Raw genomic sequence first — 22805 nt, 5'->3', positions numbered from 1 at the left:
CTCGGTTCTCGGCGGTCTTGTGCGACCCGCGGGGGTCCGGTCGGTGTGCGGTGCCGTCAGTTCTCGGCGGCGAGGCCGTCCTTGATGGCCCGGGTGAACTTCACGACCCGCTCGGCCTGGATCCGGGTGGCGGTCAGGGTCTGCTCGCCGACCGGGATGTCGCCCTGGCCGGCCACGTGCGAGGTGCCGTACGGGTTGCCGTCGACGAACTTCGACGGGTCCGTGTAGCCGGGGGCGACCAGGATGCCGCCGAAGTGGTGGACCGTGTTGTAGAGCGCGAGCAGCGTGGACTCCTGGCCGCCGTGGGCGGTACTGGTGGAGGTGAAGCCGCTGTAGACCTTGTCCGCGAGGTGGCCCGCCTGCCAGAGGCCGCCGAGGGTGTCGAGGAACTGCTTGAGCTGGGAGGTGACGTTGCCGAACCGGGTCGGCGTACCGAGGATCACGGCGTCCGCCCAGATCATGTCGTCCGGCGAGGCCTCGGCGATGTCGGCGGTGGCCTTCGCGTTGGCCGCCCAGGCCGGGTTGGAGTCGATGGCCGCCTGCGGGGCCAGCTCAGCGGCCTTGCGCAGCCGTACCTCGGCGCCGGCCTTCTCGGCGTACTGCGCCATGGCCTTGGCGATCGTGGCGACGGTTCCGGTCGACGAGTAGTAGATGACGGCGACGTTGACGGGCGTGGGCATGGCGGAGACCTCCGACGGACCTGACGGGATGAATCCATACGGATGCGACGATACGGAAGGGTCGGGCATCCGGCGCGCCGGGCGGCCGGTCCGCTCATCTCAGCGGCGTACCGTCCTCGCGCAGTTGCATCTGCGGCCGCCCGGTCACCAGCAGCCAGGCGGGCAGCGAGGCGATGCACAGCACCGGGAACACGGCCGCGTCGCCGACCAGCACCGCCGCGGTGAACAGGCTCAACCAGCCTTGCCGGGTGATGGCCAGCAGGATCCCCAGCACCCCGCAGGTCACCGCGAGCGCCACCGGCACCGATGGGACCAGCGCGTGGGCGCAGAACCCCAGCGAGACCCCCGCGAAGACGGCCGGGAAGATCCGCCCGCCGCGGAAGCCGCAGCTCGCCGCGGTCAGCAGTGCGGCCGTCTTCACCACGGCCATGACCGCGAACTGCCCGGCCGACCAGCCGCTCGGGTCGGCGGCGAGCTCCTTCACCTCGTCGAGCCCCTTGAACAGGGTGAGATGGCCGCCCAGGGCGCCCAGCAGGCCGAGCAGCAGCCCGCCCGCGGTCAGTGCCAGGACCGGGCGCTTCAGGGCCCGGAAGAACCGGTGCACGTACGGGAACGCGTACACCGCCAGCAGCCCGAGCACCGCCCCGGCGAGCGCGATGACGACGGAGGAGGGCAGGTCGCCCCAGTGCGGACGGGTGTAGGCGGGCAGCGACAGGTCGAAGCTGGGATGGGCCAGCAGGGTCATGGTGAGCGCGCCCGCGGTGCCCGCCGCGAGCGGGCCGAAGAGGCGGTCCCAGAGCGCGCCCGGTCCGGCGCGGGAGGCGAGGGCCTCGGAGAGGATCAGCGCGGCGGCGACCGGGGTGCCGAAGAGTGCCCCGATGGTCCCGGCCGCGGCGAGGGCGAGCCAGAGCGCCGCCGGTGTGCCGGGCAGGAGGCGACGGCCGAGCCAGAAGGCCAGCGCGATGTTGGCGGCCGTGATCGGGTTCTCCGGACCGAGGCTGATCCCGCCCGCCAGGGTGAGGACCGTGACGAGCAGCAGCCCCGGGACCACGGACGGCGGCAGCGGCGGATCCACCAGCCCGGTGGTCGCCGGATCGGGACCCGCGTGACCGGGCACCGCCCGGATGAGGAGCCCGACCGCCAGCCCGCTCGCGGTGAGCATCACGATCATCCACAGCGCGGAGTACCGGCCGACGGAGAGCGCGTCGGGGAGCGTCTCCCAGAGCACGGCCTGGAGCTTCTCCGCGAGCAGGCTGATGCCGAGCAGGACGAGGGCGCAGAGGACCCCGACGGTCAGGGCGGGCACGATGACGGGCAGCAGCCGTCGTACGGGGGTGGGTTCGGGAGCGGGTCCGGCGAAAGCGGAGGATTCGGTGGCCACCGGCTCACCATAACGGCGTAAAAGGTACATAACCCCTCGAATGGCGCCGGAGCGGCGTCCATTCGGGCTTGCACCTCACGTCGCGTCAGGACCCAGGCTCGGGACGTACCCGATCGAGGAAGGGAGCGGGGGAGTCATGGAGTACCCCGTGGGACAGGTCGCCGGATTCGCCGGAGTCACGGTGCGCACCCTGCACCACTACGACGGCATCGGACTGCTCTCGCCCAGCGGGCGCAGCCGGTCCGGGCACCGCCGCTACGACGACGGCGATCTCGACCGGCTCCAGCAGATCCTGTTCTACCGGGAGCTCGGCTTCCCGCTCGACGAGATCGCGGTACTGCTCGACGATCCGCGGGCGGACCCGCAGGAGCATCTGCGGCGCCAGCACCGGATGCTGTCCGACCGGATCGCCGAGCTGCGAAGGATGGCCGACGCCGTCGAGACAGCCATGGAGGCACGGAAGATGGGCATCAACCTCACACCCGAGGAGAAGTTCGAGGTCTTCGGGGGCAAGGACCCCGAGGAGCACGCCGAGGAGGCCGAACGCCGCTGGGGCGGCACCGACGCGTACGCCGAGTCGCAGCGCCGGGCCGCCCGGTACACCAAGGACGACTGGAAGCGGATGCAGGCGGAGGTCGCCGAATGGGGCGCCGCCTACGACGCGCTGATGGAGGCCGGGGAGCCGGCCACCGGCGAGCGGGCGATGGAGCTGGCCGAGGCCCACCGGCTCCACATCGGCAAGTGGTTCTACGAGTGCTCCACCGAGATGCACCGGGGGCTCGGCGAGATGTACGTGTCCGACGAGCGGTTCCGCGCCTTCTACGACTCGATGCGGCCGGGCCTGGCCGAGCATCTGCGGGACGCGATCGACGCCAACGCCCGGCGCCGGGCGTGAGCGCCGCGGGGGTGGGGCGCCAGGCGGGCGCACCCACCCCCGCGGTTGTGCCGCTCAGCCGCGGCTGATCACGGCCGCGGTGCCGTACGCGCACACCTCCGTGCCCACGTCGGCGGCCTCGGTCACGTCGAAGCGCATCATCAGCACCGCGTTGGCGCCCCGGGCCTTCGCCTGCTCGATGAGCCGTTCCATCGCCTGGTTACGGGTCTCGACGAGGGTCTTGGTCAGCCCCTTCAGTTCGCCGCCGATCATGGACTTCAGTCCCGCGCCGATCTGGCTGCCCAGATGGCGGGAGCGGACCGTGAGGCCGAACACCTCCCCGATCACCCGGGTCACCTGGTAGCCCGGTACGTCGTTGGTGGTGACGACCAGGACGTCCGACCGGTCCGTCTGTCCGCCGCCGTAATCCTCAATGCCCATCGTGTGGCACCTCCTGGGGACAGCTTTGTCCCGGTTGATCCGGAGTGCATCCCCGGTCGGCCCGGTGTGCTTCCTCGCGGGGGCCATCTGGAACCCGGGGGTGTCATCCTGCGTTGATAGCTTTGGGCGGCCACGCAGCTGCCATCGATCGATCCAGGAGCCCCGGACCCTTGAATACGCTTGCGCTCGGCCCGAGCTGGCTGGACCCGGACTATCTGATCAACACCTTCGGACTTCCCGGCGTCCTCCTCATCGTGTTCGCCGAGTCCGGACTGCTGATCGGCTTCTTCCTCCCCGGCGACTCGCTCCTGTTCACCACGGGTCTGCTGGTGACCACGAAGCAGCTGGACACCCCGCTCTGGCTGGTCTGCCTCCTGGTGGCACTGGCGGCGATCATCGGCGACCAGGTGGGCTATCTCTTCGGCCGCAAGGTCGGCCCCTCGCTCTTCAAGCGCCCGGACTCCCGCCTCTTCAAGCAGGAGAACGTCGAGAAGGCGCACGAATTCTTCGAGAAGTACGGACCGAAGTCGCTGATCCTGGCCCGCTTCGTGCCCGTGGTGCGTACGTTCACCCCGATCATCGCCGGTGTGAGCCGGATGAACTACCGCTCGTTCATCGTGTTCAACATCATCGGCGGAGTGCTCTGGGGCGTCGGTGTCACGCTGCTCGGCTCGGCCCTCGGCAAGATCGACTTCGTCCACCAGAACATCGAGGCGATGCTCATCCTGATCGTGCTCATCTCGGTGGTGCCGATCGCGATCGAGTTCCTGCGGGCCCGCTCCAAGTCGAAGAAGGAAGCGGCGGCCGCAGGCGAGGGCCCCGGCCCGTCCGCAGGGGGCGGCCCGTCCTCGGGCCAGCGCGGCCGGCACGCCAAGCGCTGACGTACGCCCCGGCCGCCGGGGGGCTCAGAAGCCGCGCGTCCGTTTGGCCGCGCGGCGGTTGGCCCCGCCGACCGCTCCCGGCACCCGCATGAACAGCCGGGAGATCTCGCTCCCCAGATTCACCCCGATCGCGATGGCCAGCGCCGTGGCCACCGCCGTCGACAGCGAGGCGAGACCGGCGTTCACCCGCCCCTGCGCCACGGCCAGCAGACCGAAGTACGTGGCCGAACCGGGCAGCAGCGGGCCGATCGCCGCCGTGATGAACGGCAGCGACGAGGTGTACCGGTAACGCGAGAGCAGCTGCCCGAACAGACCCACCAGACCGGCCGCCGTCGCCGTCGCCGCCACCGCCGAGATATGGCCGGTGCGGGCCATCGCCCCGTAGATCACCCAGGCCACACCACCGTTGAGGGTCACCGCCAGCACCGTGGACCGGTCCTGCTGGAGCAGGATCGCGAAGGCGAAACAGAGCGCCATCGACGCCAGGATCTGCACCACCGGCCGGTCATGGGCGATGAACGCGGCCTCGGGGTTCAGCTGGGCGCCCAGCTGGAGCCCCAGATACAGCACCAGCAGCACACCGACGACGATGCCGATGAACAAGTACATGACTTCGAGCAGCCGCGCGGCCGCGGTGATGTAGAAACCGGTCAGCCCGTCCTGCACACCCGCCACCAGGGCCCGCCCCGGCAGCAGCGCGAACAGCCCACCGGTGATGACCGCGGCCGGCCGTACGTCCGACCAGTGGGTGAGGGTCAGTGCCACCCCCAGCGCGGCCGGCGGCATCGCCGCCGCCACGAACTGGTAGAACTCCGGCAGCCCCCGCCCGGCACACAGCCAGGCGAGCCGGTCGCCGAGCATCGCGCCGACCGCCGCCACCAGGAACACCAGCGGACCACCGCCGAGCAGCACCGAAGCCGCCCCCGCGAGACCGCCGGCGGCCAGCGTCAGCACCCAGCCGGAGTACGGATGCCGGTTGCGCCGGATCTCCGCCAGCCGCCGGTACGCCTCCTCCAGCGAGACCTCGACTTCCTCGGTGGTGATGTCGTCGATCAGCCGGAAGACGGCGGCCAGCCGGGTGTAGTCGGTGGCACGGCGGCGTACGGTACGGCTCGCCGTCACCGGGTCGTCGACCAGCGACGGCTGGTGCGAGATCGACAGCAGGGTGAAGGTGACCGTGGGCTCGCAACGGTCCAGTCCGTAGCTGCGGGTCACCGCGAACATGGCCGCCTCGACGTCCTCGGCGCCCTCGCCGCCCGCCAGCAGCAGCTCCCCGATGCGCAGCGTCAGGTCGAGCACGCGCGGCACCGCGGGCCCGGTCTCGTCGGGCTTCTGCACCGTCTCGGGCGCCGGGCGCTCGGCGACCGGCATCCGCAGCATCGTGCGCATCCGGTCCTGCCAGGGCGCCTCCTTGGTCAGCCGGATCATCGGGCTGCCGTGTGCCGGAGTGAAGGCGGGCGGCGAGTGCTGGGCGCTGTAGGTGCGTGGCGGGGCGAAGGCGGAGCCGATCGTGTCCGAACCCGAGCCCGAACCCGCTCCAGGCCCCGGGGCGGAACCCGGGGCGGAACCGGAAGCGGAACCCGCCGCGGGCCCCTGGGGCTCGGCCGCCAGACCAGCCGGAATCGCGAATTCCGATGTCGGCTGGTCATCCTCGGAGGCGGACGCGCGCCGCTCCACCCCGGCCGGCGGGACGAAGGCACTGCGCGCCTCGTCGGACTGGGGCTTCTGGTCCTCGGGACCGCCCTGTTCCGCCACCACTCGATCTCGCTCCTCGTCGGCTGCGCCTTTGTGCCCAGTATGGCCACGGGCCGGGACGGGGACGAGGGAGGGCCGCCCGCGGACGGCAGGAGGCCGGTGCGCGGGCCGGGCGGGGCATACGGAACGGGCGGCACCCCTCGGAAGGAGTACCGCCCGTTCCCTGCCCGGAACCGTGGAAACGGAACCGGGTCACGACCCTCGGGTCAGTGCGCGCCGCCCTGCGCCTCAAGGCGCTTGTAGGAGGCCTCGATCTCGGCCTCGGCCTCGGCGCGGCCGACCCAGTCGGCGCCCTCGACGGACTTGCCCGGCTCCAGGTCCTTGTAGACCTCGAAGAAGTGCTGGATCTCCAGGCGGTCGAACTCCGACACGTGGTGGATGTCGCGCAGGTGCTCCACCCGGGGGTCGGAGGCCGGCACGCACAGCAGCTTGTCGTCGCCGCCGGCCTCGTCCGTCATCCGGAACATGCCGATGGCGCGGCACTTGATGAGGCAGCCGGGGAAGGTCGGCTCCTCCAGGATGACCAGCGCGTCCAGCGGGTCGCCGTCCTCGCCGAGGGTGTTCTCGACGAAGCCGTAGTCCGCCGGGTAGCTGGTCGAGGTGAAGAGTCGACGGTCCAGACGGATCCGACCGGTCTCGTGGTCCACCTCGTACTTGTTCCGCGAACCCTTCGGGATCTCGATAACGACGTCGAACTCCACGGGTGGCTCCTCCATGATCAACACATACGACTGGTGATTAAGTGTCCCCCACGCAGATGTGTGCTCGCGAAAGGGGCTGGTCAACGGTGGACGAGCCGGTGAAGAGACCGTCGGTCAACCCGCTGGACAAGCTGAGCAGGCTCACCCCTCGGGCCGCCGTGATCAGGTTGAAGGGACTGAACGACCGGCAGTTCACCGCCGTCTCCGCCGGCCTCGGCCTGGCGCTCGCAGCCGGCGTCGTCCTTGCCGCCGGCCCCTGGGACTCGGGTCAGCGTAAGGCCGAGGCGGACCTGGCCGCCGCCCGGAGCCGCACAGGTGGCGCACATCACGAGCCCGCCGCGCCGTCCGGACCGGCCCCCGCACCCAGCGCCCCGGCCGTCCTCGCGCCCCTCTCCGCCGCCGTCGACAACTCCGCCCCCGACGCCCGCACCGCCCCCGACGGCGCGGCCGCCGCCCTCCGCTCCGCCCTCGGCCCGCTGCTGAAGGACCCCGCCCTGGGCAAACGGCGCACCGCCGTCGTCATCGACACCGCCGGCGGCGGGCGGCTGTACGGCCAGGGCGCCGACACCCCCATGACGCCCGCCTCCACCGTCAAGATCGCCACCACGGCCGCCGCCCTGAGCGCCCTCGGCCCCGACCACCGCATCGCCACGACCGTCCGGGCCTCCGCCGACTCCCGCAGCATCGTCCTGACCGGCGGCGGCGACCCCACCCTCGACAAGGCCGCCCTGCGCGGGCTGGCCACCGACACCGCCCGCGCCCTGAAGGGCCGCGGCGTCGACAAGGTCCGCCTCGCGTACGACACCTCCCGCTACTCCGGCCCCGCCCGGCACCCGATCGGCCCCAACGAGAACATCGCGCCCGTCAGCGCCCTGATGACCGACGAGGGCAGGCTCGACCGCACCGACAGCGGCCCCGCCCCACGCAGCGACGACCCCGCTGGCGACACCGCCCGCACCTTCGCCGAGCTCCTGGACGACGCGGGCATCGCCACCGGGTCCGGCCCGAAGCCGGGCCGCCCGGCCGCCGGGTCCGAGAAGGTCGCCGAACACCGCTCGGCCCCGCTCTCCGCCCTGGTCGAACGCGCCCTGACCAACAGCGACAACGACATCGCCGAGGCACTCGCCCGGCAGACCGCCCTCGCCGCGGGCGAACCGGCCGACTTCGACGGCGGCCGACGGGCCGTCACCGCACAGCTCAAGAAGCTCGGCCTGCCACTGAAGGGCGCCGACCTCGCCGACGGCAGCGGACTGAACCGCAAGGACAAGGTCACCGCCGGACTGCTGGCCGGCCTCCTCGCCCGCGCGGCCGACCCGGACCACCCCGAACTGCGCCCCGTCCTCACCGGCCTGCCCGTGGCCGGTTTCAGCGGCACGCTCAGCGACCGCTTCACCGGCAAGTCCGCGGGCACCGGCCTGATCCGCGCCAAGACCGGCACCCTCACCGGCGTGAACACCCTCGCGGGAACGGTCGTCGACCGGCAGGGCCGGCTGCTCGCCTTCGCCTTCCTGGCATCCGGCACCTCCTCCCCCTCCGACGCCCAGTCCGCCCTCGACCGCCTCGCCGTAGCCCTCTTCTCCCACCCCCATTGAGCCGGTCAACACCACACCGCGGACGGACCCGAGCACGTACGGTTGACGCATGACGAGCATCGGTGGTGCCGAGATGGTCGACTGGAATCTCGCGGTCGCGACCGCGACCCGACTTGTGCGGCCGGGGCCGGAGATCAGCCGCGAGGAGGCCCGCGAGGTCGTCGCGGAGCTGCGCCGGCATGCCAAGGCCTCGGAGGAGCACGTCCGTTCCTTCACCCGGATGATCCCGGAGGGGGCCCGCCCCGAGGACACCCCGGTCCTGGTCGTGGACCGGGCCGGCTGGATCAAGGCCAATGTGGCGGGCTTCCGCGAACTGCTCCGCCCGCTGCTCGGCAAGATGCAGGACCGCCGCCCCGGCGGCCCCGGCGGCGCGGTGCTCGGCGCGGTCGGCGGCAAGGTGACCGGCGTCGAGGTGGGGATGCTGCTGTCGTTCCTGGCCTCCCGCGTACTCGGCCAGTACGAGACGTTCGCCCCGGCCACCCGCGAACTCCCGGCCTCCGCCGACGGCGGCGGCAGGCTGCTGCTCGTCGCCCCCAACATCGTGCACGTCGAGCGTGAACTGGACGTCGACCCGCACGACTTCCGGCTCTGGGTCGCGCTCCACGAGGAGACCCACCGCACCCAGTTCACCGGAGTGCCCTGGCTCCGCGACCATCTGCAGGGCGAGATCCAGTCATTCCTCGACGAGACCGACATCGACCCGATGACCGTGCTGGAACGGCTCCGCGAGGCCGCCCAGTCCCTGGCCGGGGGCCGCCCCGAGGGCGAGGACGGCGAGGACGGCGGCCGCAGCCTGGTCGAACTCGTCCAGACGCCCTCCCAGCGCGAGATCCTCGGCCGGCTCACCGCCGTGATGTCCCTGCTCGAAGGCCACGCCGACTACGTGATGGACGGCGTCGGCCCCGAGGTCGTCTCCTCCGTCGGCGAGATCCGGGAGAAGTTCCAGCAGCGCAGGGCGCGCGGCGCCGGCCGCCTCGACCAGGCGCTGCGCAAGCTCCTCGGCCTCGACGCGAAGCTGCGCCAGTACCGCGACGGCGAGCGATTCGTCCGGGCCGTGGTCGACGAGGTCGGCATGGGCGGCTTCAACCGGGTCTGGACCTCGCCGAACACCCTGCCCACCAAGGCGGAGATCGCGAAGCCCGCGGACTGGATCGCGAGGGTGCACCGTAAGGCAGAGTCCTGACCCCGACCGGTCCGACGGCGGGCGACAGGAAGAAAACGCGCCGGTAATCACCCATCCGAGGGACCGTAGGGGCATGGGAAGGCGTGCAATGCTCGATGAACGGCTTGCCTCTGTCACCATCGACGCACTCTGAGTGACGGCACACTTCCGGTCCGGCACTTCGAGGCACCTCACCGAACTTCACGAAGGGCACCGGACATGGGTCCCCATCCTGCGGTCGCGGCGATACGCCTGGCGGTCCGCCGCGTACTCCACGACGTACTCACCGAACACACCCGAAGCGCCGAACACACCCGGCGCACCCCGCACCCCGAGTTCGCCGAAGCCGGTGCGGGCAGGCAGCGCGCCGCACTCCCCGAGCGCCCCGACACCCCCCTGGTGCTGGTGGCATGCTCCGGCGGCGCCGACTCCATGGCCCTCGCCTCCGCCCTCGCCTTCGAGGCCCCCAAACTCGCCGTCCGGGCCGGCGGGATCACCGTCGACCACGGCCTCCAGGACGGTTCCGACGACCGGGCCGCCGAGGTGGTCGACCGCCTCACCGACATGCGTCTCGACCCGGTCGAGGCCGTCGCCGTGCAGGTCGGCCACGAAGGCGGCCCCGAGGCCGCGGCCCGGGACGCCCGCTACGCCGCCCTGGACGCCGCGGCCGAGCGGCACGGCGCCGCCGCCGTCCTGCTCGGACACACCCGCGACGACCAGGCGGAGACGGTCCTGCTCGGCCTCGCCCGCGGCTCCGGCATCCGCTCGCTCTCCGGCATGGCCGCCGCATCCGGACCGGCCGGCCGCTACCGCCGCCCCTTCCTCCAGCTCGACCGGCAGACCGCCCGCAAGGCCTGCCTCGTCCAGTCCCTGCCCGTCTGGGACGACCCGCACAACATCGACCCCGCCTACACCCGCTCCCGGCTGCGCCACGAGGGCCTGCCCGCCCTGGAGAAGGCGCTGGGCAAAGGGGTCGTCGAGGCCCTGGCCCGTACCGCCCAGCTCTCCCGCGACGACGCCGACGCACTGGACACCTGGGCCGCCGAGGCCGACCGCGCCGTGCGGGACGACGCGGGCCGCCTGGAGTGCGCCAAGCTGTACGCGCTGCCGCCCGCCGTACGCCGCCGGGTCCTGCGCCGGGCCGCCATGGAGGCGGGTTCCCCGGCCGGTTCGCTCTTCGCCCGGCACATCGAGGAAGTCGACCGTCTGATCACCGGATGGCGCGGCCAGCGCGCCATCAACCTGCCCGGTCGCGTCGAAGCCATGCGGCAGGGTGGCAGACTGGTCATTCGGCAGAGCTGAAGCACAAGCGGCTGACATGCAGGCGAGTGGCCGCGCAGGTGCGGGGGCAACACCCCGGACCCGGCAGGCAGAGAAAGAGACGCGGGTGAACGAGAAGGACATGGGCACCGACCTTCAGTCGGTGCTCCTCACCAAGGAAGAGATCGACGCGAAGCTCGTCGAGCTGGCCGCGAAGATCGACGCGGAGTACGCGGGCAAGGACCTGCTCATCGTCGGCGTCCTCAAGGGCGCAGTGATGGTGATGGCGGACCTGGCGCGCGCGCTGTCCACCCCCGTCACCATGGACTGGATGGCCGTCTCCTCGTACGGCGCGGGCACCCAGTCCTCCGGAGTGGTCCGGATCCTCAAGGACCTGGACACCGACATCAAGGGCAAGCACGTCCTGATCGTCGAGGACATCATCGACTCGGGCCTGACCCTGTCGTGGCTGATGTCGAACCTCGGCTCGCGCGAGCCCGCCTCCCTGGAGATCTGCACCCTGCTGCGCAAGCCGGACGCGGCCAAGGTCGCGCTCGACTGCAAGTGGGTCGGTTTCGACATCCCCAACGAATTCGTCGTCGGTTACGGGCTCGACTACGCCGAGAAGTACCGCAACCTCCCCTTCGTCGGGACGCTCGCCCCGCACGTCTACGGGGGCTGACCTCCTCCCGGAGCTCTTCGCCCGGCCCCGGGGCGCCCGGACCGACCGGAGCCGACGGCGGGAACCTTTCAAGGGATTCCCGCCGTTGAGCCTTCGAAGGCGGGTTTTGACAGACGTCCCCGGAGGTCGCGGGTGACAATGCTGGGGTACCGTCCGAAGAACAGTCTTTTCTCACAGCAGCATTTACCTACGGGCAGGAGGGACGGGGCGGATTCGCCCCGTATGGATGGACGTGAAGCGATACTTCCGTGGGCCGGTCATGTGGATCGTGCTGGCCGTCCTCGCCGTGGTCGTGTTGATGACAGTCGTCGGCTCGTCGGGCGGCTACAAATCGGTGGACACCGGCAAGGTGATCCAGGCGATCAGCAAGGACCAGGTGGCGCAGGCCAAGCTGACCACCGGTGACGACCAGATCATCAAGATCGAATTGAAGAAGGGCCAGGAGCTCTCGGGCGAGTCCGGCACCAAGTTCCAGGCGAGCTACATCGGCGACCAGGGTGTCCAGCTGGCCGACACGCTGCAGCAGAAGTTCGAGAGCGGCAAGATCGACAAGGGCTACACGGTCTCGCCGTCCAAGCAGTCCCCGTTCATTTCGATCCTCCTCTCCCTGCTGCCCTTCGTCCTGATCGTGGTCGTCTTCCTGTTCCTGATGAATCAGATGCAGGGCGGCGGCTCCCGGGTCATGCAGTTCGGGAAGTCCAAGGCCAAGCTGATCACCAAGGACACGCCGAAGACGACGTTCGCCGATGTGGCGGGGTCGGACGAGGCCGTCGAGGAGCTCCAGGAGATCAAGGAGTTCCTCCAGGAGCCGGCGAAGTTCCAGGCCGTCGGCGCCAAGATTCCCAAGGGCGTCCTGCTGTACGGGCCTCCCGGTACCGGCAAGACGCTGCTCGCACGCGCCGTCGCCGGCGAGGCGGGCGTCCCGTTCTACTCGATCTCCGGTTCCGACTTCGTCGAGATGTTCGTCGGTGTCGGTGCCAGCCGGGTCCGTGACCTCTTCGAGCAGGCCAAGGCGAACGCCCCGGCGATCGTCTTCGTCGACGAGATCGACGCCGTCGGCCGGCACCGCGGTGCCGGAATGGGCGGCGGGCACGACGAGCGCGAGCAGACGCTGAACCAGCTGCTCGTCGAGATGGACGGCTTCGACGTGAAGGGCGGCGTCATCCTGATCGCCGCCACGAACCGGCCGGACATCCTCGACCCGGCGCTGCTGCGCCCGGGCCGCTTCGACCGGCAGATCGCGGTCGACCGGCCGGACATGCAGGGCCGGCTGGAGATCCTCAAGGTGCACCAGAAGGGCAAGCCGGTCGCGAAGGACGTCGACCTCGGCGCCGTCGCCCGTCGTACGCCCGGCTTCACCGGTGCCGACCTGTCGAACGTGCTGAACGAAGCGGCGCTCCTCACGGCGCGCGGCAATCTGAAGCTGATCGACAACAAGATGCTCGACGAGGCCATCGACCGCGTCGTGGCGGGCCCGCAGAAGCGGACCCGGATCATGTCCGAGAAGGAGAAGAAGATCACCGCGTACCACGAGGGCGGACACGCCCTGGTCGCGGCGGCTTCCCCCCAGGCGGACCCGGTCCACAAGATCACGATCCTCTCCCGCGGCCGCGCCCTCGGTTACACGATGGTGCTCCCGGAGGAGGACAAGTACTCCACGACGCGCAACGAGATGCTCGACCAGCTGGCCTACATGCTGGGCGGGCGCGCGGCCGAGGAGCTGGTCTTCCACGACCCGACCACCGGCGCCGCGAACGACATCGAGAAGGCCACCGCAACGGCCCGCGCGATGGTCACGCAGTACGGCATGACGGAGCGGCTCGGCGCGATCAAGTTCGGCGGCGACAACACCGAGCCCTTCGTGGGCCGGGAGATGGGCCACCAGCGCGACTACTCGGAAGAGGTCGCGGCGCTCGTCGACGAAGAGGTCAAGAAGCTCATCGAGACCGCCCACAACGACGCGTGGGAGATCCTCGTCGAGAACCGCGACGTGCTGGACAACCTCGTTCTCCAGCTCCTGGAGAAGGAGACGCTCGGCAAGGAGGAGATCGCCGAGATCTTCGCCCCGATCGTGAAGCGTCCGGCCCGTCCGGCGTGGACCGGTTCCGCGCGGCGCACGCCGTCGACGCGGCCGCCGGTGCTCTCGCCGAAGGAGCTCGCCCTCACCAACGGCGCCACCACGGCGAACGGAACGGCCGTCCCCACGGACACCGTCCCGGCCACCGAGGTCGTCCCGGAGGACCACCCCGAGAGCTGAGGTCCCGTTTCCCGGTGTGGTCCCTTTCACGGGAGTCGCACCGGGTCCGGAATGGAAGCCGCGCCCCCGCAGGTTCTAGCCTGTGGGGGCGCGGCTTTTTCGTACGCCCGTGCGGAGGTATGCGCGGGTGACAGCTCAGAGGAACGAGGCACAGATGACCGACCCGGTGACGCTGGACGGCCAGGGTTCGATCGGCGAGTTCGACGAGAAGAGGGCCGAGGCAGCCGTCCGCGAACTCCTCATCGCGGTGGGCGAGGACCCGGACCGCGAGGGACTGCGCGAGACTCCGGGGCGGGTGGCACGGGCGTACAAGGAGATATTCGCGGGCCTCCACCAGGAGCCCGAGGACGTCCTGACGACCACGTTCGACCTCGGTCACGACGAGATGGTGCTGGTCAAGGACATCGAAGTGTTCAGTACCTGTGAACATCACCTGGTGCCGTTCCGGGGCGTCGCGCATGTCGGGTACATCCCGGCCACCAGCGGAAAGATCACCGGCCTCTCCAAGCTGGCCCGGCTGGTCGATGTCTATGCCCGGCGCCCGCAGGTCCAGGAGCGGCTCACCACACAGATCGCCGAGTCCCTGATGGAGATCCTGGAGCCGCGCGGGGTCATCGTTGTCGTCGAGTGCGAGCACATGTGCATGTCGATGCGGGGTATCCGCAAGCCCGGGGCGAAGACGCTGACCTCGGCGGTGCGCGGACAGCTCCGCGACCCCGCGACACGCGCCGAGGCCATGAGCCTGATCATGGCGCGCTGACGAACTTCTGCGCAGCCGCGGGACAAGAAGCTCGGAGGCCCTGGGGCCTGTCCGCAGGACAGCCCCTACGCAGCCGCCGAGCTCTTGTCGTTGTCCTCGTCGTCCGGGAGCTTGCAGATGCGTTCCAGCCAGAGGGCGGCGGCGATCACCGCGATGCCGGCCAGGACCGCGAAGCCCGCGTAGATCGCCTGGTCGCGGCGGGCCGGGATGTCGAGGGAGCCGAGCAGGAAGACGCCGATACCGCCGTACATGCCGGAGACCAGGGAGACGACCAGGGCGCTGGCCTGGCCGAAGACGACCGCCCGGGCCGCCATCAGTGGTTCGACGCCCTTGGCTCCCGGCCGGCGCTCGCGCTGGGCGCGCAGCCGGGAACGGATGGAGAGCGCCGTCGCCAGCAGGATCACGGCGATCACGGCGAGCACGATCGGTGCGGCGAGGGGAACGCTCGGCAGGTTGCCCAGGGAGTCCCAGAGGCGGGCGCCGCCCCAGGAGATCACCCCGGCCGCGGCGAAGAGGCCGGCCAGTACCCCGAGCCTGAGTTGCTTCACCGAGTGGTCCGCCCTTCGCCGCCAGTGGTCCGTGTCGCCCGCGGTCACCGTCGCCGGGAGACCGCGGCGCCGGTGATCCGTTTCCGTTGAGCCTAACGACTACTCGGGCAGACGGAGTTCCAGATCGGCCCGGGGCAGCACGCCGTCCCGGCCGACCCCGGCCAGCAGCTCCGCGACGGGTCCGGCGCCGGGCAGCTGGGCATCGGGGTCGACGTCGTGCCACGGGGCGAGGACGAAGGCCCGCTCATGGGCCCTGGGGTGGGGGAGGGTGAGCACCGGGTCGTCGGCGACGACGTCCGCGTACGCCACGATGTCGACGTCGATGGTGCGCGGGCCCCAGCGCTCCTCGCGGACCCGGTCGAAGGCTTCCTCGATGGCCTGGCCGCGCTCCAGGAGGGAGGACGGGGGGAGCGTCGTCTTCACGACGATCACCGCGTTGAAGTACGAGGGCTGGGAGCCGGGGGCGACACCCCAGGGCTCCGTCTCGTACACCGGGGAGACGGCCTTGACCCGCAGGCCGGGGGTGTCCTCCAGGGCGTCGATGGCGCCCTGGAGGGTCTCCAGGCGGTTGCCGAGGTTGGAGCCCAGGGAGATCACGGCGCGCTTGGGGTTGGAGAGGGTGACATCCGCCGCGTCCACCTGCTCGACCACGGAGGCGGGCACCGGCTGTACGGTCGGGTCGCTCTGCCCTTCGGTGGAAAACGCAGTCATACTCGGCTCCGGGTGATGGTGATGGTCACATCGTCGAAGGGGACGGTGATCGGCGCGTCCGGCTTGTGCACCACGACCTCCACCTCCTCGACTCCTTCGTGCTTGAGGCACTTCTGGGCGATGCGCTCCGCGAGCGTTTCGATCAGATCGACGGGTTCACCCTGCACCACTTCGACGACCTCCTCGGCGACGACGCCGTAGTGCACGGTCTTCGTCAGGTCGTCGGCGGCCGCCGCGGGGCGGGTGTCCAGGCCGAGCACCAGGTCGACGATGAACGTCTGGCCCTCTTCCCGTTCCTTGGGAAAGACGCCATGGTGTCCACGGGCCTTGAGGCCGCGCAGCGCGACACGATCCACGCGAATCACTCCTGCTGTCGTTGGGCGTAGAGACACGGGGCCGCGTGCGGACGGCAAGGTGCTCTCTTTCGAATCTACCTGCGAGCACCGACAGTGCTCGCCCGTGGGTGGCCGTGGACGCGGCCTCACGGGACTGGTAGCCGCGTATACCCGCGCTTCCCGGATCCAACCCCCTTCCGGGGTGCGGCCACTCGGCCACCGGGTCAGGACGGTGTTTCCTCGTCCTCTTCCTCACCGGTTTCGGTCAGTACGGGCGAGCCGTGGTGGGACCAGAGTTTCCAGCCGTCCGGTGTGCGCCGGAACACATTGGTGGCCACGACGAGTTGGCCGACCAGGGGTCCGAGCGCGTTGCCGTCCTCCGCGGGGCCGCCGCTGAGGATGTTCTCCGTGCAGGTCACCAGGGCGGTGTCGCCGGTCATCGAGACCCCGACGTCGGTCAGGAAGAACTGGATGTACTCGGTGTTCGCCATGATCAGCGCGTAGCTGCGCAGCACCTCGCCGCGGCCGGTCAGCACCGGCCAGCCCGGGTGGACGCAGGAGACGGTGAGGTCCTCGCCGGGCAGCCAGAGCCCGGAGAGCTCCTCGAAGTCGCCGCGTTCCATCGCTTCGTAGAAGGCGGTGTTGGCCGCCTCGACGGCCGCGATGTCGGCGGCCGCCTCCGCGTGCTCGTCGCGGGGCCCGGTCACGCGGCTCCCTCGACGGCGCGGGCGACCCGTACGGCGTCGGCCGTGGCCCGTACCTCGTGGACCCGGACGGCCCAGGCGCCCGCGTGGGCGGAGAGTGCGGAGATCGCCGCGGTGGCGGCGTCGCGTTCGCGGGCGGGCGGCGGTGCGGCGCCCTCGCCGGCCAGCACATGGCCGAGGAAGCGCTTGCGGGAGGCGGCGACCAGCAGCGGGCGGCCCAGGGCGCGCAGCTCGTCGAGGTGGGCGACCAGGGCGAGGTCGTGGCAGGCGTCCTTGGCGAAGCCGAGACCGGGGTCGATCACGATCCGTTCCGGGGCGACCCCGCCCGCGACCACGGCGTCCATCCGTTCCCGCAGCTCCGTGACGACCTCGGCGACGACGTCCCCGTACACCGCCCGGCTGTTCATGGACTCGCTGAAGCCGCGCCAGTGCATCACGACGAAGGGTGCGCCGGCCGCGGCGACGACCCGGATCATGTCGGGGTCGGCGAGGCCGCCGCTCACATCGTTGACCAGGGCGGCACCGGCCGCGACCGCCTCCTCGGCGACCCGGGCCCGCATGGTGTCCACGGAGACCGTGACCCCTTCGGAGGCCAGGCCCTTGACCACCGGGATCACCCGCCGCAGCTCCTCCGAGGCGTCCACCCGGCTGGCGCCGGGGCGGGTCGACTCGCCGCCGACGTCGATCAGGTCGGCGCCCTCGGCGACCAGGTCGAGGCCGTGTTTGACCGCGGCCGTGGTGTCGAACCAGCGGCCCCCGTCGGAGAAGGAGTCCGGGGTCACGTTCACGACACCCATGACCGCGCAGCGGTCCCACTCCGGCAGGCCCTGGACCGTGCCTCGTCCACGCAACGTACTCATGCGACCAGCGTAGGCCCCGTACGCCGCTACGCCGCGCGGGCGTGCTGCTCCTGGCCGGGCGCCGGGGTGTGGGCGCAGGGGCGGGGGCGGCGGGCCGGGAAGCGGCGGGCGAAGGGGAGGGCGAGGTTCACGAAGCCCTCCGCCTGCATGGCGGCGAGGGAGATGCGGGGCAGGTCGCGGGCGGCGCGGTAGACGACGAAGCGCGGCTCCCAGCGGGGCCGGAACTTGGCGTTGAACTTGTACAGCGACTCGATCTGGAACCAGCGCGAGAGGAAGATCAGCAGTCCCCGCCAGGTCCGCAGCACCGGTCCCGCGCCCAGTTTCTCGCCCCGGGCGAGCGCCGAGCGGAACATCGCGAAGTTCAGCGAGACGCGTTCGACCTCCAGCCGGGGGGCGTCCTGGAGGGAGGCGACGATCAGCAGCTCGTTCATGCCGGGGTCGGCGGAGCGGTCGCGGCGCATCAGATCGAGGGACATGCCGTCGTGGCCCCACGGGACGAAGTGGAGTACGGCCTTCAGGTCGCCGTAGGGGGAGTCGGCGGTGTGCTCGTCGGCCTTGTGGGCGGTGGCGATGACGCAGTCGCCGTCGGCCGGGTCGCCGATCCGGCCGAGCGCCATGGAGAAGCCGCGCTCGTTGTCGGTGCCGCGCCAGTCGGCGGCGGCGCGCCGGATGCGGGCGAGTTCTGCCTCGCCGATGTCGCTCACGCGCCGGACCCGGGTCTCGTAGCCGAGCCGTTCAATGCGCTTCACCATCTGGCGTACGTTGCGCATCGCGCGCCCGGCGAGCGAGAAATCCGCGACATCCACCACCGCCTCGTCGCCGAGCTCCAGGGCGTCGAGTCCGGTCTCGCGGGTCCAGACCTCGCCGCCGGTCTCGCTGCAGCCCATCACGGCCGGGGTCCAGGAGTGGGCCCTGGCCTCGTCCATGAACCGTTCGATGGCGCCGGGCCAGGCCTCCACGTCGCCGATCGGGTCGCCGCTGGCCAGCATCACCCCGGACACGACCCGGTAGCAGACGGCGGCCTTGCCGCTGGGGGAGAAGACGACGCCCTTGTCGCGGCGGAGCGCGAAGTGGCCGAGCGAGTCGCGGCCGCCGTGCTTCTCCAGCAGGGTGCGCAGCCGGGCCTCGTCGTCCTCGGTGAGGCGGGCGGCCGGGTGTTCGGGGCGGAAGGCGAAGTAGATGGTGGTGACGGCGGTCAGCAGGCCGAGGGCGCCGAGGGAGTACGCCACGGTCCAGGAGGTGTCGCCGGCGTACTCGACGGGCCCCTCGAAGCCGAGCATTCCGTACAGCACGTGCTGGAGCCGGTCGGCGATGCTGGGGCTGCCCAGGACCCGGCCGGGGTGTGCGCTGACGATGACCAGGCCGAGGGCCAGCGAACCCGCGCCGAGGAGCACGAAGTTGGCCAGGGCCCGCCAGCGGCTCCGGGGGTCGGGGAGCGCGGCGAACTCGCCGCGGTGACGGACCAGCAGCAGGCAGAGCGCCAGTGAGACGAGCGTCCCGATGACCGAGTGCCGGTAGGTGAACTGGGCCAGCGCACCGGCCGGCAGCAGTACGACGGCGGCCCGCCAGGCCCGCCGCTTGCGCCGCTTGAGGCCGTGGGCGAGCAGCAGCAGGAGGACGCCCGCGCTCAGCGAGAGGGCGGCGGCGAACGGTCCGAGGGCGCCGGGCAGTACCTCGGCGAGGGTGTGCATCCGGCTGTGCCGGAAGCGCGGGAAGACGCCCGCGGCGACATCGATCAGGCCGACGGCGGTGCAGGCGGTACCGACCAGCGTCGGTACGGACTCGGGGCGCGGGCCGCGTACGAACTTGCGTACGTGACTCGGAACCGATCCCGATTTATCCCCATCTAGCGTGATAGACATCGCTTCCCGTGGTTCCGCGAGAGGTTCTTCGGTCCTTCGGTGGTAGCCCTCCGGACGACGTGCAACCTGTAGGACGGGGCTTCCGGGCCGCGGGTTCACCCGACAGCCGGAAATTTCCAGACAAGAAAGCTCACCTCCATGGGTCTTACCAGTAAGACATTTCTGGTTCTGGCCATCGTGCTGGCCGTGGTGTTCTTCGCCGCCACGGTCTGGCTCTGGCCCCGGCTGGCCCGCCGCAGCGCTTCCGCGGTGCTCGGCAGGGTCGGCCTGCTGCTGGCGACCCAGGTGACGATCTTCGTCTCGGTGGGCCTGGTGGCGAACAATTCCTTCCTCTTCTACGGCTCGTGGGCCGACCTGTTCGGCCAGAAGCAGGATCTGGGTGTGGTCACGGACCACGCGGCCGGAACCCTGGCCTCCAAGAACATCGTCCGGGTCGGGATCGAGCGGCCGGACGTGCCGGGCGCGTCACTGCCCACGGTGGGCGGGCGGATCGACAAGGTCGTGATCGCGGGCCGGCAGTCGAAGATCGAGAGTTCGGCGTACGTGTATCTGCCGCCCGAGTACTTCCAGCCGGCCTTCGCCCGCCGCAAGTTCCCCGCGGTCGTCGTGCTCACCGGCTACCCGGGCGTCTCGGAGAACCTTCTGAAGAGCCTCCGGTACCCGCGGACCGCTCACGAGCGGGTGAAGGCGGGCCGGGCCCAGCCGATGATCCTGGTGATGCTGCGGCCGACGGTCGCGCCGCCGCGGGACACCGAGTGCGTGGACATCAAGGGCGGGCCGCAGACCGAGACCTATCTCGCCGAGGACCTGCCGAAGGTGATCTCGGAGTCGTACCGGGTCGGCGGGCTGGCCCGGAACTGGGGCATCATCGGCAATTCGACCGGCGGGTACTGCGCGCTGAAGATCGGGCTCCACCACCCGCACCGGTTCGGGGCGAGCGTCGGGCTCTCCGCGTACTACAAGGCGGCCGAGGACCCGACGACCGGCGATCTCTTCCACGGCGACCAGAGCGCGCGTGACCGCGCCGATCTGATGTGGAGTCTGGACCACATGCCGAAGCAGCCCGACTCGTCCTTCCTCGTCACGACCTCCAGGCACGGCGAGGGGAACTACCTGACCACGCGGCAGTTCATCGCCAAGGTGAAGTCGCCCGCGCAGGTCTCGTCGATCGTGCTCGACAGCGGCGGGCACAACTTCAACACCTGGCGGCGGGAGATCCCCTCGGCGCTGGACTGGCTGAGCAGCCGGCTCAGCGAGAACTGAACCGGGGGCAGAGGCCCGAGCGGGGAGCGGTACGGGCCGCCGCGCGGTGCGCCGGGAGGGCCCGGTTCACCGCGCGGCGGCCTTGGTGACACTCTCCACGGTCTCGACCGCCACCTCGGCGCGCGGCACGTCCTGGGCGTCCGCGTCGATCGAGCGGCGCAGCGCCTCGTGGAGCCGGGCCGGGGTGAGGACGCCGAGGAACCGGCCGGTGCTCTCCTCGTCGATGACGGCGATCCAGCCCGCGTCGTGCTGGAGCATGGTGGCGAACGCCTGCTTGAGCGGGGCGCCGACGGGCAGCCACGCCTCCATCCTGCGGGCGTGCGCGCGCACCGTGTCCCCGGCCCCGGCCCCGGTGGCGTCGGCGGGGATCCAGCCGTGCAGATTGTCCCGGCCGTCCAGGACGACGGCCCAGCGCGCGCCCTCGGCCCGCAGCCGTTCGGTCGCCCGTACCAGGGAGTCGTCGAGGTGGACGACCGGCGGCTGGTCGAGGTCGCCCTCCTCGATGGGGGTCACGGAGAGCCGCTTGAGGCCCCGGTCGGCGCCGACGAAGTCCGCGACATAGGGGGTGGCGGGCGCGCCGAGCACGGTGGCGGGGGAGTCGAACTGCTCGATGGTGCCCTGTCCGTAGACGGCGATCCGGTCGCCGAGCCGGACCGCTTCCTCGATGTCGTGCGTGACGAACAGGACGGTTTTACGGACCTGTTCCTGAAGTTTCAGGAATTCGTTCTGCAGCCGTTCCCGTACGACCGGGTCGACCGCGCCGAAAGGCTCGTCCATCAGCAGCACCGGCGGGTCCGCGGCCAGCGCCCTTGCCACGCCGACGCGTTGGCGCTGACCGCCGGAGAGCTGTTCCGGATAGCGGTCGCCATAAACGGAAGGGTCAAGTCCGACAAGGTCCAGGAGTTCGGCGGCGCGTTCCCGGCCCTTTCCCCGTTTCCAGCCCAGGAGATGGGGGACGGTCGCGGTGTTCTCCAGGATCGTGCGGTGCGGGAAGAGTCCCACCTGCTGGATCACATAACCGATACGGCGGCGCAGCCGGACGGGGTCGATGGCGGATATGTCGTCCCCGTCGACGAATATCCGGCCCTCGGTCGGTTCGATCAGCCGGTTCACCATCTTCATGGTGGTCGTCTTGCCGCACCCCGACGGTCCGACGAGCGTGACCAGTTCACCCTCGGCGACCTCGAAGGAAAGGCCGTCGACGGCGGTGGTGCCGTCCGCGTACCGCTTGGTGACGTGCTCGAATCGGATCATGGTTCCCCATTGTGGCGCGTGTTCTGTGAAGGACATGTTGCTGAAATACAACGGCTCCGGCGATTGTCAGTGGTCGAGGATAGGGTCACCAGACATACGTACGAAGCGGTGCACGGGAGGTGGGGACGGATGGCCGCGGGACAGAACTGCCTGGTGACGAACGACTGGATCTGCGGGGAGTATCTCCGTTCCCGCAGCCAGGAGTTGACCGATGCGACGGTCCAGCACATCTGGATCACCGCGGTCTCGGTGGTGATCGGGCTCCTGGTGGCTTTTCCGCTGGCACTGCTCGCGCGCCGCAGCCGCCGATTCGCCGGACCGGTGCTCGGTCTGACGACGGTGCTCTACACCGTGCCCTCGCTCGCCATGTTCTCGCTGCTGCTGCCGCTGTTCGGGCTCTCCGCCGCGCTGGTGGTCACCGGCCTGGTGCTGTATTCGCTGACCATTCTGGTGCGGAACATCCTGGCGGGCCTGGAAGCGGTGCCCCAGGAGGCGAAGGAGGCCGCGAAGGGGATGGGGTACGGACCGGCCCGGCTGCTGTGGGAGGTCGAGCTGCCTCTGGCCATGCCCGCGTTGATGGCCGGGGTGCGGATCGCCACGGTGTCGACGATCGCGCTGACGACGGTCGGGTCGATCATCGGCAGGGGCGGCCTCGGCAATCTCATAGGGGACGCGCTCCCCAGTTTCTTCAAGGCCCAGGTGCTCACCGCCTCGGTCCTGTGCGTACTGCTCGCGGTCGTCGCGGATCTGCTGCTGCTCGGTGTGCAGCGGCTGTTGACCCCCTGGACCCGCATACGCGCCGCGCACGCGGACGCGGACACCGTGGCAAAGGCGGTCTGACC

At 70.7% G+C, this 22805-nt stretch carries 22 protein-coding genes; 10 read left to right on the top strand and 12 right to left on the bottom strand.

All coding sequences use genetic code 11. The features are described from left to right. Window positions 1-56: 56 nt before the first annotated feature. Together wrbA and ACWCPY_RS28825 are read right to left on the bottom strand one after the other, a co-directional pair. On the bottom strand, window positions 57-680 hold the full coding sequence (gene wrbA / locus ACWCPY_RS28830) for an NAD(P)H:quinone oxidoreductase (protein WP_451269780.1): 624 nt from the start codon (window positions 678-680) through the stop codon (window positions 57-59). Between the two features lie 94 nt (window positions 681-774). Next, window positions 775-2061: an ion channel protein gene (locus tag ACWCPY_RS28825; RefSeq protein WP_451269778.1), complete on the bottom strand. Its 1287-nt coding sequence runs from the start codon at window positions 2059-2061 to the stop codon at window positions 775-777. A 136-nt stretch (window positions 2062-2197) separates the two neighbouring features. On the opposite strand from ACWCPY_RS28825, the gene ACWCPY_RS28820 reads away from it, so the two are divergent. Then, window positions 2198-2956: a MerR family transcriptional regulator gene (locus ACWCPY_RS28820; protein WP_451269776.1), complete on the top strand. Its 759-nt coding sequence runs from the start codon at window positions 2198-2200 to the stop codon at window positions 2954-2956. 54 nt (window positions 2957-3010) lie between these two features. Here the strand turns inward: ACWCPY_RS28820 and ACWCPY_RS28815 are convergent, their stop codons facing one another. Next, complete coding sequence (locus tag ACWCPY_RS28815) at window positions 3011-3376, bottom strand: YbjQ family protein (protein WP_451269774.1); 366 nt, start codon at window positions 3374-3376, stop codon at window positions 3011-3013. Between the two features lie 170 nt (window positions 3377-3546). Here ACWCPY_RS28815 and ACWCPY_RS28810 point away from each other — a divergent pair, with 170 nt between their 5' ends. Continuing rightward, window positions 3547-4257, top strand: coding sequence for a DedA family protein (locus ACWCPY_RS28810; protein ID WP_451269772.1), 711 nt, complete (start codon window positions 3547-3549; stop codon window positions 4255-4257). A gap of 24 nt (window positions 4258-4281) precedes the next feature. Here the strand turns inward: ACWCPY_RS28810 and ACWCPY_RS28805 are convergent, their stop codons facing one another. Both ACWCPY_RS28805 and ACWCPY_RS28800 read right to left on the bottom strand, forming a co-directional pair. Beyond that, the gene (locus ACWCPY_RS28805) at window positions 4282-6015 is read right to left on the bottom strand and encodes a threonine/serine ThrE exporter family protein (RefSeq protein ID WP_451269770.1); all 1734 of its coding nucleotides are present in this window, start codon (window positions 6013-6015) and stop codon (window positions 4282-4284) included. Between the two features lie 203 nt (window positions 6016-6218). Further along, complete coding sequence (locus ACWCPY_RS28800; protein WP_031090989.1) at window positions 6219-6713, bottom strand: inorganic diphosphatase; 495 nt, start codon at window positions 6711-6713, stop codon at window positions 6219-6221. 56 nt (window positions 6714-6769) lie between these two features. Here ACWCPY_RS28800 and dacB point away from each other — a divergent pair, with 56 nt between their 5' ends. The 6 genes from dacB to folE all read left to right on the top strand — a co-directional run bounded on the left by dacB (window position 6770) and on the right by folE (window position 14426). After that, a complete protein-coding gene (gene dacB, locus ACWCPY_RS28795) occupies window positions 6770-8305 on the top strand; it encodes a D-alanyl-D-alanine carboxypeptidase/D-alanyl-D-alanine endopeptidase (protein ID WP_451269768.1) in 1536 nt (511 codons plus the stop codon). Between the two features lie 49 nt (window positions 8306-8354). Next, window positions 8355-9488, top strand: a complete 1134-nt coding sequence (locus tag ACWCPY_RS28790; protein ID WP_451269766.1) for a zinc-dependent metalloprotease — start codon at window positions 8355-8357, stop codon at window positions 9486-9488. A gap of 198 nt (window positions 9489-9686) precedes the next feature. Continuing rightward, on the top strand, window positions 9687-10769 hold the full coding sequence (tilS, locus tag ACWCPY_RS28785) for a tRNA lysidine(34) synthetase TilS (RefSeq protein WP_451269764.1): 1083 nt from the start codon (window positions 9687-9689) through the stop codon (window positions 10767-10769). A gap of 100 nt (window positions 10770-10869) precedes the next feature. After that, on the top strand, window positions 10870-11409 hold the full coding sequence (gene hpt / locus ACWCPY_RS28780) for a hypoxanthine phosphoribosyltransferase (protein WP_072487175.1): 540 nt from the start codon (window positions 10870-10872) through the stop codon (window positions 11407-11409). A gap of 226 nt (window positions 11410-11635) precedes the next feature. After that, on the top strand, window positions 11636-13666 hold the full coding sequence (ftsH, locus tag ACWCPY_RS28775) for an ATP-dependent zinc metalloprotease FtsH (protein ID WP_451269762.1): 2031 nt from the start codon (window positions 11636-11638) through the stop codon (window positions 13664-13666). Window positions 13667-13820: 154 nt separating this feature from the next. Next, the gene (gene folE, locus ACWCPY_RS28770) at window positions 13821-14426 is read left to right on the top strand and encodes a GTP cyclohydrolase I FolE (protein ID WP_093547466.1); all 606 of its coding nucleotides are present in this window, start codon (window positions 13821-13823) and stop codon (window positions 14424-14426) included. A gap of 65 nt (window positions 14427-14491) precedes the next feature. On the opposite strand, the gene ACWCPY_RS28765 is transcribed toward folE, so the two are convergent. The 6 genes from ACWCPY_RS28765 to ACWCPY_RS28740 form a co-directional block, all read right to left on the bottom strand. Further along, on the bottom strand, window positions 14492-14974 hold the full coding sequence (locus ACWCPY_RS28765; RefSeq protein ID WP_362451085.1) for a DUF3180 domain-containing protein: 483 nt from the start codon (window positions 14972-14974) through the stop codon (window positions 14492-14494). A gap of 99 nt (window positions 14975-15073) precedes the next feature. Next, entirely contained in the window at window positions 15074-15685 is a 612-nt protein-coding gene (gene folK / locus ACWCPY_RS28760) for a 2-amino-4-hydroxy-6-hydroxymethyldihydropteridine diphosphokinase (RefSeq protein WP_451269760.1), read from the bottom strand. Beyond that, the gene (folB, locus tag ACWCPY_RS28755; RefSeq protein WP_072487082.1) at window positions 15682-16041 is read right to left on the bottom strand and encodes a dihydroneopterin aldolase; all 360 of its coding nucleotides are present in this window, start codon (window positions 16039-16041) and stop codon (window positions 15682-15684) included. The genes folK and folB overlap by 4 nt, the downstream gene beginning before the upstream one ends. A gap of 203 nt (window positions 16042-16244) precedes the next feature. After that, a complete protein-coding gene (locus ACWCPY_RS28750) occupies window positions 16245-16727 on the bottom strand; it encodes a nuclear transport factor 2 family protein (RefSeq protein WP_451269758.1) in 483 nt (160 codons plus the stop codon). Next, window positions 16724-17584, bottom strand: coding sequence for a dihydropteroate synthase (gene folP / locus ACWCPY_RS28745; protein WP_451269756.1), 861 nt, complete (start codon window positions 17582-17584; stop codon window positions 16724-16726). The genes ACWCPY_RS28750 and folP overlap by 4 nt, the downstream gene beginning before the upstream one ends. Window positions 17585-17610: 26 nt before the next feature. Continuing rightward, entirely contained in the window at window positions 17611-19446 is a 1836-nt protein-coding gene (locus tag ACWCPY_RS28740) for a phosphatidylglycerol lysyltransferase domain-containing protein (protein ID WP_451269754.1), read from the bottom strand. A 138-nt stretch (window positions 19447-19584) separates the two neighbouring features. Here ACWCPY_RS28740 and ACWCPY_RS28735 point away from each other — a divergent pair, with 138 nt between their 5' ends. Beyond that, window positions 19585-20709, top strand: a complete 1125-nt coding sequence (locus ACWCPY_RS28735; protein WP_451269752.1) for an alpha/beta hydrolase — start codon at window positions 19585-19587, stop codon at window positions 20707-20709. Between the two features lie 66 nt (window positions 20710-20775). Here the strand turns inward: ACWCPY_RS28735 and ACWCPY_RS28730 are convergent, their stop codons facing one another. After that, complete coding sequence (locus ACWCPY_RS28730; protein WP_451269750.1) at window positions 20776-21963, bottom strand: ABC transporter ATP-binding protein; 1188 nt, start codon at window positions 21961-21963, stop codon at window positions 20776-20778. A gap of 129 nt (window positions 21964-22092) precedes the next feature. On the opposite strand from ACWCPY_RS28730, the gene ACWCPY_RS28725 reads away from it, so the two are divergent. Then, window positions 22093-22803 carry an ABC transporter permease gene (locus tag ACWCPY_RS28725; RefSeq protein WP_451269748.1) on the top strand — a complete coding sequence of 237 codons (711 nt, stop codon included), beginning with the start codon at window positions 22093-22095 and terminating at the stop codon, window positions 22801-22803. Window positions 22804-22805: the final 2 nt, after the last annotated feature.

This window comes from Streptomyces sp. NPDC002403, assembly GCF_053593015.1.
Note: the sequence above shows the minus strand (reverse complement) of the source record. Positions and strands in the feature narration are given on the sequence as shown.